At 70.5% G+C, this 12,998-nt stretch carries 12 protein-coding genes; 1 reads left to right on the top strand and 11 read right to left on the bottom strand.

Annotated features, from left to right (window positions below):
* Positions 1-458 precede the first annotated feature (458 nt).
* The 10 genes from ACFWY9_RS12100 to ACFWY9_RS12055 form a co-directional block, all read right to left on the bottom strand.
* A complete protein-coding gene (locus ACFWY9_RS12100) occupies positions 459-1,646 on the bottom strand; it encodes an amidohydrolase family protein (protein ID WP_378338837.1) in 1,188 nt (395 codons plus the stop codon).
* Positions 1,643-2,770, bottom strand: coding sequence for an MAB_1171c family putative transporter (locus ACFWY9_RS12095; protein ID WP_378338836.1), 1,128 nt, complete (start codon positions 2,768-2,770; stop codon positions 1,643-1,645). Before ACFWY9_RS12095 ends, ACFWY9_RS12100 begins: the two co-directional genes overlap by 4 nt.
* Positions 2,767-3,276, bottom strand: coding sequence for a hypothetical protein (locus tag ACFWY9_RS12090; RefSeq protein WP_378328581.1), 510 nt, complete (start codon positions 3,274-3,276; stop codon positions 2,767-2,769). Before ACFWY9_RS12090 ends, ACFWY9_RS12095 begins: the two co-directional genes overlap by 4 nt.
* Positions 3,277-3,336: 60 nt before the next feature.
* Positions 3,337-3,798, bottom strand: a complete 462-nt coding sequence (locus ACFWY9_RS12085) for an XRE family transcriptional regulator (protein ID WP_378328582.1) — start codon at positions 3,796-3,798, stop codon at positions 3,337-3,339.
* A gap of 439 nt (positions 3,799-4,237) precedes the next feature.
* The gene (locus ACFWY9_RS12080; RefSeq protein WP_378338835.1) at positions 4,238-5,482 is read right to left on the bottom strand and encodes a hypothetical protein; all 1,245 of its coding nucleotides are present in this window, start codon (positions 5,480-5,482) and stop codon (positions 4,238-4,240) included.
* Complete coding sequence (locus ACFWY9_RS12075) at positions 5,479-7,131, bottom strand: putative N-acetylmannosamine-6-phosphate 2-epimerase (protein WP_378328584.1); 1,653 nt, start codon at positions 7,129-7,131, stop codon at positions 5,479-5,481. The genes ACFWY9_RS12080 and ACFWY9_RS12075 overlap by 4 nt, the downstream gene beginning before the upstream one ends.
* Positions 7,128-7,973, bottom strand: coding sequence for a carbohydrate ABC transporter permease (locus tag ACFWY9_RS12070; protein WP_378328585.1), 846 nt, complete (start codon positions 7,971-7,973; stop codon positions 7,128-7,130). Before ACFWY9_RS12070 ends, ACFWY9_RS12075 begins: the two co-directional genes overlap by 4 nt.
* Positions 7,970-8,872 (bottom strand): carbohydrate ABC transporter permease, encoded by a 903-nt coding sequence (locus ACFWY9_RS12065; RefSeq protein WP_378328586.1) that lies wholly within the window; start codon positions 8,870-8,872, stop codon positions 7,970-7,972. The genes ACFWY9_RS12070 and ACFWY9_RS12065 overlap by 4 nt, the downstream gene beginning before the upstream one ends.
* Positions 8,873-8,876: 4 nt before the next feature.
* Complete coding sequence (locus ACFWY9_RS12060; protein WP_378328587.1) at positions 8,877-10,184, bottom strand: ABC transporter substrate-binding protein; 1,308 nt, start codon at positions 10,182-10,184, stop codon at positions 8,877-8,879.
* Between the two features lie 29 nt (positions 10,185-10,213).
* A complete protein-coding gene (locus ACFWY9_RS12055) occupies positions 10,214-10,948 on the bottom strand; it encodes a GntR family transcriptional regulator (protein ID WP_378328588.1) in 735 nt (244 codons plus the stop codon).
* A 369-nt stretch (positions 10,949-11,317) separates the two neighbouring features.
* Between ACFWY9_RS12055 and ACFWY9_RS12050 the strand changes: the two genes are divergently transcribed.
* Complete coding sequence (locus ACFWY9_RS12050; RefSeq protein WP_378328589.1) at positions 11,318-11,731, top strand: hypothetical protein; 414 nt, start codon at positions 11,318-11,320, stop codon at positions 11,729-11,731.
* Positions 11,732-11,759: 28 nt separating this feature from the next.
* Here the strand turns inward: ACFWY9_RS12050 and ACFWY9_RS12045 are convergent.
* Positions 11,760-12,998: RNA polymerase sigma factor (locus ACFWY9_RS12045; RefSeq protein WP_378338834.1), on the bottom strand; the 1,239-nt coding region annotated here is incomplete at its 5' end.

The following is a 12,998-nucleotide window of genomic DNA, read 5'->3' as shown; positions in this document are numbered from 1 at the left end:
ACCCCACCACCCCCCCCCCCCCTCGCTCGTGTTAGCCCCCTCCCTAAACCCCCACCACACCACCCCACCTCCCCCCCCCCCCCCCCCACCGCCCATCTCCTCAAATTGCCCTTTGTGGACTGTGGCGCTGTGAAGGGAGCTTTGCGCGCGCTGAGTGCTGTGAAGGCCCCCCTTTGGAGCGTTCGGCATGCGTGGGAGGCGTGACTCACGAGGTATGTGTTGCTCGTGGGGCTCATCAGGACGGCTGGCCCTCGATGTGCCCCTAACGACCCGCTGAAGTGTCCTCGCGCGAGGTTGTCCACAACCACACCGGCTATCCACAGATTCGCCGAGCATCCCCTCCGCGCACCCCCGGCGCGATAGGCTGGTTGCAGGGGTGCCCCCGGGAGGGTGGGGGTATACCCAGAGGATCCGTGCCCCCTTCAGTCCACTGTGGACCACGGCGGTACCGGGCGATGTCAGCCGGGAATGTGGACGCGTCCGGCGGTGAGGACGAGGGCGACGTCGCGGAGCGCGCTCAGCTCGGTCAGCGGGTCGCCGCGCACGACGAGGACGTCGGCTCGTAGCCCGGCCGCGAGCCGCCCGGTGTCCCGCAGATCGAGCGCCTCGGCGGCGTTCACCGTGGCCATGTCGACGATTTCGGCGTTCCCGAAGCCGAGTTCGGCGAAGAATTCCAGCATGCCGACGTAATCGTCGAACCGTGCGCCGGGCACCCCGGCGTCGGTGCCCGCGATGAACAGCACCCCGGCTTCCCGCATGCGCAGGATGGAATCGACCAGCGCGTCCGCGTTCCGCCCGAGCTGGGTGAGGAACAACCGCCAGTCACCGGAAACGCACCGGCACACCCCGATCCGCCGCGCGGCGATCTCGCGGGCGAGGTCGTGGTCGTAGCGCAGTCCCGACGCGACGCGCCACGAGCAGTGTTCCAGCGTCCGCACCCCGGCCTCGACGCAGTGCGCGATCGTGTCCGTGCCGTGGGCGTGCGCGGCGACGCCGAGGCCGTGCCCGGCCGCCTGCGCGACGATGAGCCGCAGCTGTGCGGCGGTGAACTGCGGTTCCCACATCTTCGGCCCACCAGGCGTCAGCGCGCCGCCGGAAGCCATCACCTTGACGAGGTCCGCGCCCTCGGCGGCGACACGCTTGATCCGTTCGCGGATCTCGGCGTCCGTGCCGACCTCACCGCCGAGGAACCCGCAATGCCCGCCAGGGCAGGTCAGCGGCGACGTCGCGGCGAGGATCCGGGGCCCGGCAAGCGTTCCGGCCGCGATCGCGTCCCGTAGCACGACCGACAGGGCATCCCGGTCACCGAGGTCGCGGGCGGTGGTGACCCCGGCGGACACCAGCTGCTGGGCCCGGCCCGCCATCCCCAGCAGCAGCCTCGCCGGGTCCGCGTGGGCGACCGCGGTGAGCGGATCGGCGCTCGAGTCGAAGGCGAGATGGACGTGCGAGTCGATCAGGCCGGGCAGGATGGTCGCGTCCGGGAAAACCCGCCGCGGTGTGCCCGGCCCGGCCACCCGCTCGACATCCTGGCGCGGCCCCACAACGCGGATCATCCCGTCCTCCACCAGGACGGCGCCGTCGTCGACGAACTCGCCCGCCGGGCCGACCAGTACCCGCGATCCGCTCAGCAGCAACGCTTCGCTCACGCGCGGCTTCCCGCCAGAGCGTTCGACACCGCGACGAGACCGAGCACGTCCGCATTCATGTCGCTCCCCTCCGGGACCGCCACCGAAACCGCGTTCAGCGCGTTACGGGGATCCTCCTCACCCGGCTTCAGCGTGAGGGCGAACCTGATGTATCCGGCGAGTTCCTCGGGGGTGCAGCGGCTGACGTCCTCGCCCTTCGCGGCGATCGCGATGTACGGGCTGAGCCGCACGAGCCCGTCCCGGCATTCGATGAGCCTGCGGTAGAACCCGCGGTGCGTACGGCCGAACCGGAACCGGCCGTTCTCGGGACGCTCCAGCATCAGCTCCGGGAAGGCCCGGTTCAGCGCCGACCAGAGCGGGTCCAGTTCGTGGTAGAGCCTGCGGTGCAGCAGCCACGAGCGGATCGCCCCGATCAGCTGAACCACCGCCGGCAGGCACATCCCGAGCGTGACGAGCACGAACGACGCGTTGGAGATCGGCCAGTTGATCGCGTTGAGCCCCTTGAGCGGCGGGCCGCCGTTGTAGCGGATGATCACCCAGATCGCGCGGTTGATCGAGGTGAACATGAGCCCGGCGAGACCGAGAGTGATGATCCACAACGCGATCGTGAGGTACCGCGACGCCGGGACCGAGTACCGCAGCGCCCACAGGCCGCTGACGAGGTACGCGTAGACGAAGTAGATGTTCCCGACGATGTAGAACCACGCGATCGGCGCCTCGGTGATGTGCGGTGTGGACAGCGTGTGCCCGCGCAGCGCCGCCGGCGTCACGAGCATCAGCACGAGCATCGTGAGCAGGGTCGCGGCGAGCAGGAGCCCGTCGATCCGGAACCGGCGGCGGCTGGCGGGCCCGTCGCCGCGCGTCGCGTAGACGAAAAAGGACACCAGCGCGAACAGCCCGCCCATGACCAGCGCGTTGTAGGCGACCTTGGACACACCCGGCGTCGTCGCGTCGTCGAGGGCCTTCGTCACGACCGTGAGACTCAGCGCGTGGCCGAGCGCGAGCAGCCACAGACACGCCACCAGCAGGCGGAGCAGCCGGTCACGGGCGGAGCGGACGAGGTCGACGGTCTTCCACAGTGCACCGATCGTGAGCGCGACCAGCAGCGTGATCTGCAGGCTCACAGCCAGCCCCTGCGGCCGTTGAGCGCGGTCTGCAGTGCCCGGCCACCGGGCACCTGCGGGGCGACGTAGTTGATGACCGACGCCCATTCCAGGATGATCGTCGCCACCGTTTCCGCTTCCCGTTCCTGATCGGCGTCGTAGTGCGTCCGGCGCAGCAGCGCGCGCCGGACGACGTCCGGAGCGATGTCGGGGTACAGCCGTTGCAGCAGCGCGTCGTCGGTTTCGTCACTGCTGTGCCCGGCGACGATGTGCCCCACCTCGTGCAGGATGATGTGATCCTGGTGGGTCTTCGTGGTTTCCCGCTGATAGAGGATGTAGTCGGTGGTGTCGCTGGCGAACCAGACCCCGAACTCGCCCGGCACCGGCAGCGGGTAGTCGACGAGCTTGATCGGCCTGCCCCGGTGTTCGGCGAGCCGGTCACAGAGCCCACGTACGTCCAGTGGCGCTTGGATGTCCAGTTCTCTGAGCAGGCGGCGGCACTGTCGCCGCAACACCCGTTCCTTCATGGTGGCCGCCCCAAACTACGTCGCCGACGTGCGCACCGGAGGAGAGGAAACCGGGCGCTCTCAGGTATCCCGCCCATCATGGCCTCTTTCGAGGCGGTACACCATATCCACCATGTCGACGATTTTCCGGCGGTTCTCCGGGGAGAGTTCGCCCGCCCGGCTGGCCATCAGCCGGATATCGCCGGAACCGGTGGCCGCTTTCAACGCGGCCAGCTGGTCGCGAAGCCGCCCTTCCACCGCGTCGTCGAAGAAATACCCGGCGGGAACGCCGAAGAAGTCCGCGATCGCCTTCAGATGCTTGAAAGTTGGATTGTCTTTCTGCCCGTTCCGCAGCATCCACAGGTAATTCTCGCTGAGGCTGCCCCCGGCCGCGACCACCGCTCTGGCGACCTCGCCATTGGTGTAGGGCCGCATCAGACGCCCGTCCTGAACGGTGTCGAACAGGTAGTTCAACCGATCGGCCAGCGTCGATCCCGGCCCGGAAGCCCGCGACTTCTCCGCGTCCCCGTCGCCCATGGCCACCCAGCCCTCCTAGCGAGTCAGCGTCGATCGGGTGCTGACCCAGAATCGTAGTAGACAGTTCCTCCACCGACAGTGGCCCCGGACCAGGGCGGCGCTTTCCCGTCGGTGGACAGTTCCCTTCACTCCGTCGCCCCGTAACCCGGCCTTAAACCCACGCGGGTTGACTAACGGTCTCATGTCAGTGTACTAACTAACTCGGGGCTTCACCAACGTGAGACCTGGTGCGGAGGTGGCATCCCCGCCGCCCGCCATCCGCCCGCCGTGATGGCGCTCCGCCTGCCAGGAAGCAAGGAGGACGGGTCCGGCCGTCTAGGGGTCGGCCGGACCCGTCACAAATCCTCTTTCCCCGAACTGAATCAGGGTTGCTCAGCGGATTCGGCAGCATTATCTGTCGCTTGAACAAAACAATGAGATCCCGGTCACCGACAAACGTAGCGGGTCAAACGGAGCAGGCCCGCAGCAGCCGGACCGCTTCCGACACGGCGAGTTCGGCGCCTCCCGCGGCCACGGGTGAGATGTTGACCTCGTAGACGTCGGTTTCGTAAGCCGCGGCACCGGGCAGATAGCCGAGATACCCGCCCGTGTAGCCCACCAGCGTGATCGGTCCGTCCACTTCGGACTCCAAGGCGGATTCGACGGCCAGGTACGGCTCCCCGCCGAAGCCGATCATCCCCAGCTCGCCGAGCTGGACCGCGCTCACCACCAACCGCGGGTCCCCGATCCTCGCGGACGCGGCCAGCTCGGCTCCCTGCAACGCCGTCTCGGCTTCACGGACCGCCACCGGGTCTCCCGCCCGGTGTGCCGCGTCGAGCCGTTCCCGGATGGAGCCGGTCTCCGGTGCGGGTTCGCCCGCGCGGCCCGGCAACGCGAACGACCAGGTCCGCGCGCCGGCGAGCGGACGACGGCCGAGGTCGACCGGCGTCCCCGGCGTCCTGACCAGCGCGAGGATCTGCTCGGCGGCCAGCGCGCCGAGCCGGTCCAGTTCGCCGGGGCGCTGCTCCCTGCGGTGCGGCCGGGTGCTGATGTCCCCCGCGGCACCGGTGGCCACCACCGCCCAGCCGCCGAGCCGCTCGGCCACCGCACGCCGCACCGCCCCGGCGAGGTCCGCGCTGACCAGGAGGTTGTCCGCGCCCAGCACGGTCGGATGAATCGGCAGCACGACGAGGACACCGAGCACCAGTTCCCGGTTGCGCGCGGCCAGCACGGTCACCGGTACGTCCGCGCGCGGGGACGGCCCGCTGCGCTGCCCGCCGACGTCGCCGATGAGTCCCTTGTGGATGGTGAGCTGACCTGGCACCTCGGCGATCATGGCGCGTGCGGCCGCGCGCTCACCGGTCCGGAGCAGTGGACTGGTCCACTCGGGTGGAGTCCGGCCGCCACCGGGGTGACAACCGACCTCGGGCCCGGAATGCGTGTGTGTCGCCGAGAACCACACCAGCTCGGGACAGGTCCGCAGCGACCCGGCCAGCCTGCTCAGCAACGGGCCGGCCAGATCGGTGTTCACCGCGGGCAGATCGGCGACGACCCAGGCGAACCGGCGCGGGCCCGCGCTGATCGTCACCGCGTGCACCTCCAGCGGGTCGAGGATGCCGGTGCTCGTCCCTGCCCGCGCGGCGTAGCCGCCGAGCGGGGTGCCGACGGGCACGTCGAGGACGGCGCGGCCGTGCCCGATCCGCACACTCACGACAGGGCCTTCGCGAGCCGGGTGGTGATGGCCATCGGGTTCGTGATGGCCGTGCCGACGACGACGGCGTACGCCCCGGCGTCGACGGCCGCCCGCACGTCCTCGGCACTGCGGTAGCGGCCTTCGGCCACGATCGGGCAGTCGAGCCGGGCCACCAGCGCCGCCACGAGATCGACGTCCGGCCCCTCCGGCACCGGGCCGCCGGTGTATCCGGCCAGCGTCGTGGCGACGACGTCGGCGCCCGCTTCCCTGGCCATGACGGCCGCGGCGACGGTGTCGACGTCGGCCATCACCGGCACCCGCAGCTCGTCGTGGATCCGCCGGATCTGCTCGCCCAGCGTGCCGCCGCCGGGGCGCGGGCGGGCGGTCCCGTCGACGGCCACCATCGCCGCCCCCGCCCGCACGACCTCGGCGGCGGATGCGAACGAGGGCGTGATGAACACCCCGTCCGGCGAGGCGACCTTGTTGATGCCGAGCACCGGTATGTCCACTTCGGACCGGATGGCGGCGACGTCGGCGGGCCCGTTCGCGCGGATGGCGCGTGCGCCGCCGGCGGCAGCGGCGGCGGCCATCCGCGCCATCGAGGCGGGGCCGTGCAGCGGATTGCCCGGCTGGGCCTGGCACGACACCAGCAGCGCACCGGCCGGAAAGGGCAGCGTGTCCAAGGTGTTCTCCACAGCGTTCTTCACGAGGGCCTCCTCGGCGGCCGGAAAGGCGGCCGTACCACGGTGTACGTGCATGAGACGGGCATACGGCCCCGGTTCGGCCGTGGCGAGGCGGACGGCACCGTCGAGCGGGTCGCCGGCGGGTGGGACGAGCCGCGCCGCCGGGGCGAGATCGGCCAGCCGCTCGCGGAGCGGGGCGAGCAACAGCTTGCCCGCCTCGAACACGCGGCCGGTGCAGGCCACCGGGACGGCGTCGCCGTGGTCGAGTACCCGTACCGCCGCGGCGGCGGTGTGCGCGAGGTCCCCGGCGGCACCGGTCACGATCGCCCCGGCGACCGCGTCCCGGCGGGCGGCCGCGGCGAAGACGTCGGGCGCGAAGGCCGCGACGGTGGCGACCGGGGCCGGGGCCTGGTGGATCCGTTGCGCCAGCCCGGGTCCGAGGCCGTAGCGGCGTTCGGCCGCGGTGGTGAGCGTGGTCGCCTCGCCCCGGCCGTCCGCGGCGGCGAGTACCGCGGCGAGCCCGGCCCGCCCGATCGCGAACCCGCTCCCGGAGTCACCGAGCAGGTACCCGCTGCCGTCGACCTTCCGGTATTCCCCGTCCTTGCCGACGGCGAGACACACCACCCCGGTCCCGGCCGCCAGCACGACGCCGTGCCCGTGCCGCAGCGCCCCGGCGTGCGCGGTCACCATGTCCTCGCACAGCCGCACCTCGGCGGCGCCCAGCACCGCGGCGATCGCGACGCCGAGCCGGTCGAGATCCGCGGGCTCGGCCGGGCAGCCGGTCAGGCCGAGACAGACGACGCCGACCGGGCCGGAGAGCCCCGCGTCAAGCGCCGCGACCCGCACCGCCGCGGTGATCGTGGCGACCGGATCGCCCTGCCGGTAGTCGAAACCGGGACCGCGGCCGATCCGGGGCACGGGACCGGCCAGCAGCCGCATCCCGGTCTGCCCGCTGTCGACCGCGACCCATGTCCGGGTACTCATCGGATACCTGCCGACATCGTGACGCCCTCGACGAACCGGCGTTGCAGTGTCACGAACAACAGCACCGTCGGCAGCGCCGCCAGCAGCGCGGCGACGAGCATCATCGGCACCGCGGCGCTGCCCAGGTTGTTCGCCTGCATGGCCGCCAGCCCCACCGGCAGCGTCCGGTGCTCGTCGTCGGAGGCGACCAGCAGCGGCCACAGATGTGAATCCCAGTTGAGCATGAAGATGAACAACGCCAGCGCCGCCATCGGGCCCTTCACCACCGGCGCCACGATCGACACCAGCGTGCGCAGATCCCCCGCGCCGTCCAGCCGCGCCGCCTCCAGCAGTTCGTCCGGGACGTTGCCGATCGCCTGGCGCATCAGGAAAATCCCGAACGCGCTGGTCCCGGCGGGGACGATGAGCCCGGCGAAGCTGTCCACCCAGCCGAGCGAGTAGACCAGGCTGTACAACGGGACGTAGATGATCTCGACCGGGATCATCAGCGTCGCCAGCACGATCATGAACGCGGCGTCGCGGCCCCGGTACCGGAACTTCGCGAAACTGAACCCCGCCGCGGTGCACGTCAGCACGTTCAGCAGGGTGACGCTGATCCCGACGACCGTGCTGTTGAGAAAGTACCGCGCGAACGGCGTCTCGGTGAACGGCAGGGTGACGTTCTCCCAGGCGAACTTCGTCGGCAGCCAGCGCAGCGGAACCGACAGCACCTCCGCCGATGGTTTGAGCGCGGTCAGCACCGCGTAGACCAGCACGGAGACGAACACCAGCCCGCCGAGCCCGGCCACGATCAGCGTCGTCGCGCGCCCCGCACGCGCGGCCGGAGTCCGCCGCCCGGTCATCGGTCCCTCCTCGCGAACACCTTGAGCTGTACCAGGGTCAGCCCGAACAGCAGCAGGAACATGAGCACCGCGACCGCGGACGCGCGGCCCATCCTGGCGTTCTCGAACGCGGTCTTGTACACGAACAGGTTCACCACCTGGGTGCCGAATCCGCCGTTGGTGAGCACCAGTTGCGGGCTGAACGCCTGGAACCCGCGGATCACCGCCATCACCGAGCACACCGCGGTCACCGGGAGCAGCATCGGCCAGGTGATGTAGCGGAAGCGCGCGAAGGCACCCGCACCGTCCAAACGGGACGCTTCGTAGAGTTCGCCGGGAATGGACTGGAGCCCGGCGAGGAAGAGGATCAGGAAGAACCCGGTTTCCTTCCACACCCCCATGAGCACCAGTCCCCACATCGCGCTGCCGGAACTGGTGAGCCAGTTGAGGTGCAGGCCGAGCGCCTGGTTGAGCAGGCCGTCCGGGTTGAGCACGACCCGCCAGATCACCGACACCGCGACCCAGCTGATCGCCACCGGCAGGAAGTACAGCAGGCGCAACAGGCCGCTGCCGCGTGCCCGCGTGTTGAGGGCGTGGGCCAGCACGAGCGCGAGGACGATCGCGGGGACATAGGTGCCCACCGCGTACACCACGGTCTGCCACAGCGCGGCACCGAACTGCGGATCCGTTGCCAGATAAGCGAAGTTGTCGAATCCGACGAACTCCGGCGGCGCGGTCAGGCTGTAGTCGAACAGGGACAGGTAGAACACCCGCAGCATCGGGTAGATCGCGAAGGCGAGGAACAACGCCATCGCGGGCACCGCCAGCAGGATGCCGACGACGTTGCGCCGCCGCACCGGCTTGTTCCGCCGGGGTGCCGGGGTTTCCGGTGCCTTGGGCCGGATCGAGAGCACCGCCATCCGCTCAGCTCCCCAGGCTGCGGTTGATCCGCTCGGCGGCCTTCCGCGTGGCCTCCGGGATCGCGACGCGGTCGAAGACGGTGTCGTTGACCATCCCCATCACGGCATCCTTGATCTCGGCGTAGTGCGGGGCGACCTCGTCGAACTTCCCCTTCTGATAGGCCGCCGACCAGACCTCGAGGCCGGGGACCTGTTTGCCGGCGGCGCTGGTGTCCCAGTCCTTCACCGGCTGGATGAACTTCACGTCCGACAGCCAGCGCTGTGACTGGCTCGCGAGGTAGGCGATGAACTGCCAGGCCTGGTCCTGGTGCTTGCTCGCCCTGCTGACCGCCCAGTAGTAGCCGTACCAGCGGTTCACCGGGTTCGCCGGGTTCACCTGCGGCAGCGGGACGAGCTTGAGCTGCTGGTAGGTGTCGGGGTTGCTCTGCCGGATCTGCTCCATCGCCCACGGGTAGACGATCGCCATCGACTGGCGCCCGGTGGCGAGATCGCTGAACGGCGACGTCGCCTCGCGCGAGGTCTTGTTCGGGTCGGCGGTACGTCCTTCGCCGGTGGCGAGATCGGTCCAGAGCTTCAACGCCGCCTGCGCTTCGGGCGTCGTCACGGTCGCCTTCTCGTGTTTCTGGTCGGTGATCGTGCCGCCGGTCTCGTTCAGCAGCGTCTGCAGTTGCTGGGTGTACCAGCCGGAATGCAGGTACAGAAAGCTGAACGCCTGGGTGTGCTGCGCGGCGGCGAGCTTCTTCGACGCCTCGGTCACGTCCTGCCACGTCTTCGGCGGCGCGTTCGGATCGAGACCGGCGTCGGCGAAATGCTTGGTGTTGATGGCGAACGCGGTGGCGTTGAACTCGCTCGGCAGGCCGAAGAGCTCCTTGTCGGCCGACGCGCCGTCCAGCGTCCCCGGTACGTAGCGCGCCTTGAGCGCGTCCGCGGACTGCACGCCGAACGCGCCGAGGTCGATCGGGGCCAGCAAGCGCTTGGGGAGATACTCGCCGCGCAACGCGCTGTCGTCCATGTTGAGCACGTCCGGGCCGGTGCCGTTGCTCATCGCGGTCAGCATCTTCGTGTCGAACTCGTCGTTCGGGATCTGCTGGTACTTGATCTTGACATTGGGGTGTTGCTGCTCGTATTCCGCGATGAGCGCCTGGTTGAGCTTGATCATCGGCGGATGCGTGTGCGTCCAGAACGTCAGCGTCACCGCGCCACCGGAGTCACCGCCGCACGCGGTGAGCACGCCGGTGGCGAGGATCGCGGCGAGGATCCCGGCACCCGCCGTCCGGATCTGCCGCAGGCGAGGGATTCCGCGCATGGCCATGATGCCTCCAGGTGGGTACGGGATTCGGGTCAGCTCAGCGCACTGCGTTCGGCCGTCCGGCCGGGCCTGCGGAGATCGGCGGTGATGGCGTACCGGTCACCGCGGTAGGTCGCTTCGCAGCTCTCCATCACCCTGCCCCGCGCGTCGAGGCTGATCCCGCGGATGCGCAGGCACGGCTGGGTGACCGGGATCTGGAGCTGTTCGGCGGTCCGCTGGTCCGGCAGCACCGGGTCCAGCTGACAGGTACCGGTGACGATGTCGGTGCCGTAGCGGGTCGCGAGCAGCTCGTACCAGGAGCTGTTGAGGTCGTCGATCGCGAGGCCCGGGACGTAGCGGTCCGGGACGAAGGTGCGCTCCAGCGCCATCGGCGCGTCATCGGCCAGCCGGAGCCGGACGAACTCGACCACGAGGTCGCCCGCGGGGATCCGCAGCAGCCGGCACCGCGCGCGGTCGCCCCGGCGGCGGCGCAGTTCGAGCGTGCGGCTCGCCGGCCGCATGCCCCGGCGCCGCATCTCCTCGGAGAACGACGTCATCGCGAGCCTGCGGCTGACCTTCGGCCGCGACGTGAACGTGCCGCTGCCCTGCCTGCGCACCAGCAGGTCCTGCAGCACGAGGTCGTCCATCGCGCGGCGCAACGTCATGCGCGCGACCTGCCAGCGGACCGCGAGTTCGCGCTCCGGGGGCAACGGGGCCCCTTCGGGCAGGAGGTCGACGAGGTCGAGCAGCCGTGCCCGCACTTCGCCGATCTTTCCGGGGGCCGTCATCTTGCCCTCCTCACCGCCGAATCCGAGGCCGGGCGACCGGATCCAGCACACGCCATGCACACGGCGCGGCCAAGGCCGCCCGCGAGGTCCGATGGACCAATCCGTCCGCCGATGATGCCTCAGCGGACACGGTCACCAGTAGGTTTCGGCCGCGAATTGGTCTGACAGTGGTCTACTTCCCGGCGTCCAGGCGGCCGAACGTGTGACGCGGAGTGCGCGACAGTGGGACCGGGGTCCGGGAAGGTGGGACACGCCGTGTGGCGGGGGAGGTCCGAGCGTGTCCCACCGCGGGCCGGCGGCACGGAACCCCGCGCGTGGCCAAACCGTCACATGAGACAGGTACTTCCGGCCGGGGGAACGGTGTTGTCGATGCGTTTGCTGGATTTTCTCGTCGGCCTGGTGGCCTACCTCCTTCAGTTCTGCCTCACCGCCGGGCCCGGCGCCCTGCTCGGCTGGGGTCTGGCCGAGCTGTTCCTTGAGGCGAGCACGATCCTCGGCGGGATCATCGGCGGGCTGTGCCTGATCGCGTTGTGGACGGTCTTCCGGATCGCGCGCTCCAGGGCCGAACACGCGTGGGACAGGGAGGAGGCCCGGGGGCCGAAACTGGTCGCTCGCGGCACGCTGTTCTTCGCGATGGGCACGGCGGGGTGTGCTGCGGCGCTGATCACTGTGGCGCACCAAGGGGTGTGGTGGCTCGGGGCGCTATGCGGCGTCGCGCCGATCTTCGCCGCCGCACTGGACAAGGACTCCCCGAACGCCGTCACCATGATCTTCCGGCCATGACCCCGCGGGACGATTCCCGGCGCGTCCTTTATGGACGGTCGTGGCGGGTGTGCAGGCGGGCGGCCTGGGTCGTCAGGTATTGCTGTTCCGGCAGGTTCGTGGTGCGGGCCGCGGCGGCGCGGTAGTGCCTTTCGGCGGAGGCGGGATCCCCGGCGAGTTCGAGGAGGTGTGCGCGCACGGCGTCGAGGCGGTAGTGCCCGGCGAGGCGGCAGGCGACGGCGTCGAGCAGGTCCAGACCAGCCCGCGGGCCGTGCACCATGGCCGCGGCGACGGCGCGGTTGAGTGAGACCATCGGATTCCCCGTCAACCGTTCGAGCATCCCGTACAGCGTGAGGATCCGCGCCCAGTCGGTGTCCTCGACGCGCAGCGCGATGTCGTGCACGGCGGCGATCGCGGCCTGCAGGCGGTACTCCCCCAGCAGGCCCCGCGCGAGGGCCGCGGTGCTCAGCGCGACGCCCTCCCGGATCTGCTCGCGGTCCCACAACCCGCGATCCTGGTCCGCCAGCGGGATCAGCTCGCCACCGGCACCCGCGCGGGCCGCGCGGCGGGCATCGGTGAGCAGCATGAGCGCGAGCAGGCCCGCGACCTCGCCGTCCTCGGGCAGTATCCGGTAGGCCAGGCGGGTCAGGCGGATGGCCTCCACGGCGAGTTCGGTGCGCTGCAGGTCGCTGCCGACGCTGCTGGCGTAACCCTCGTTGAAGATCAGGTACAGCACGTGCAGGACCGACCGGAGCCGCCGCTCGCGCTCGGCGTCGGCGGGCATCCGGAACGGCTCGCCGGAGGACTTGATCTTCTGCTTGGCCCGGCTGATGCGCTGGGCCATCGTCGCCTCCGGCACCAGGAAGGCGTTCGCGATCTCGGCGGTGGTCAGGCCGCCGACGGCCCGCAGCGTCAGCGCCACCGCCGACGCCGGGGTCAGCGCGGGATGGCAGCACAGGAACAGCAGGATGAGCGTGTCGTCGCGATCGGGGACGTCCGCCGCCGGGAGTTCCCGCAGCGCGGCGACGTCCTCCCGGCGCCGCCTCGCCTGTTCACTGCGGTACTGGTCGGTCAGTTTGCGGACCGCGGCCTGGATCAGCCAGCCGCGCGGGTTGTCCGGCACTCCGCCGGCAGGCCAGTGCAGCGCGGCGGCGAGCAGCGCCTCCTGGACGGCGTCCTCGGCGGCGGGGAAATCGCCGTACCGCCGCACGAGGACGCCGAGGGCCCGGGGGGCGCCTGGGGCGGCCCGCGCCGCGAGCGGGGGGGGGGGGGGCTCGGGCGGGGAGTG

It is taken from the genome of Amycolatopsis sp. NPDC059027 (assembly GCF_042739735.1).
Taxonomy (GTDB): Bacteria; Actinomycetota; Actinomycetes; order Mycobacteriales; family Pseudonocardiaceae; genus Amycolatopsis.
Note: the sequence above shows the minus strand (reverse complement) of the source record. Positions and strands in the feature narration are given on the sequence as shown.

What these genes read in the sequence shown, in the direction of transcription:
- ACFWY9_RS12060 (WP_378328587.1), bottom strand. Translation starts at nt 10,184, where the DNA reads ATGGCCATGCGCGGAATCCCTCGCCTGCGGCAGATCCGGACGGCGGGT.
- ACFWY9_RS12070 (WP_378328585.1), bottom strand. Translation starts at nt 7,973, where the DNA reads ATGACCGGGCGGCGGACTCCGGCCGCGCGTGCGGGGCGCGCGACGACG.
- ACFWY9_RS12065 (WP_378328586.1), bottom strand. Translation starts at nt 8,872, where the DNA reads ATGGCGGTGCTCTCGATCCGGCCCAAGGCACCGGAAACCCCGGCACCC.
- ACFWY9_RS12050 (WP_378328589.1), top strand. Translation starts at nt 11,318, where the DNA reads ATGCGTTTGCTGGATTTTCTCGTCGGCCTGGTGGCCTACCTCCTTCAG.
- ACFWY9_RS12075 (WP_378328584.1), bottom strand. Translation starts at nt 7,131, where the DNA reads ATGAGTACCCGGACATGGGTCGCGGTCGACAGCGGGCAGACCGGGATG.
- ACFWY9_RS12055 (WP_378328588.1), bottom strand. Translation starts at nt 10,948, where the DNA reads ATGACGGCCCCCGGAAAGATCGGCGAAGTGCGGGCACGGCTGCTCGAC.
- ACFWY9_RS12090 (WP_378328581.1), bottom strand. Translation starts at nt 3,276, where the DNA reads ATGAAGGAACGGGTGTTGCGGCGACAGTGCCGCCGCCTGCTCAGAGAA.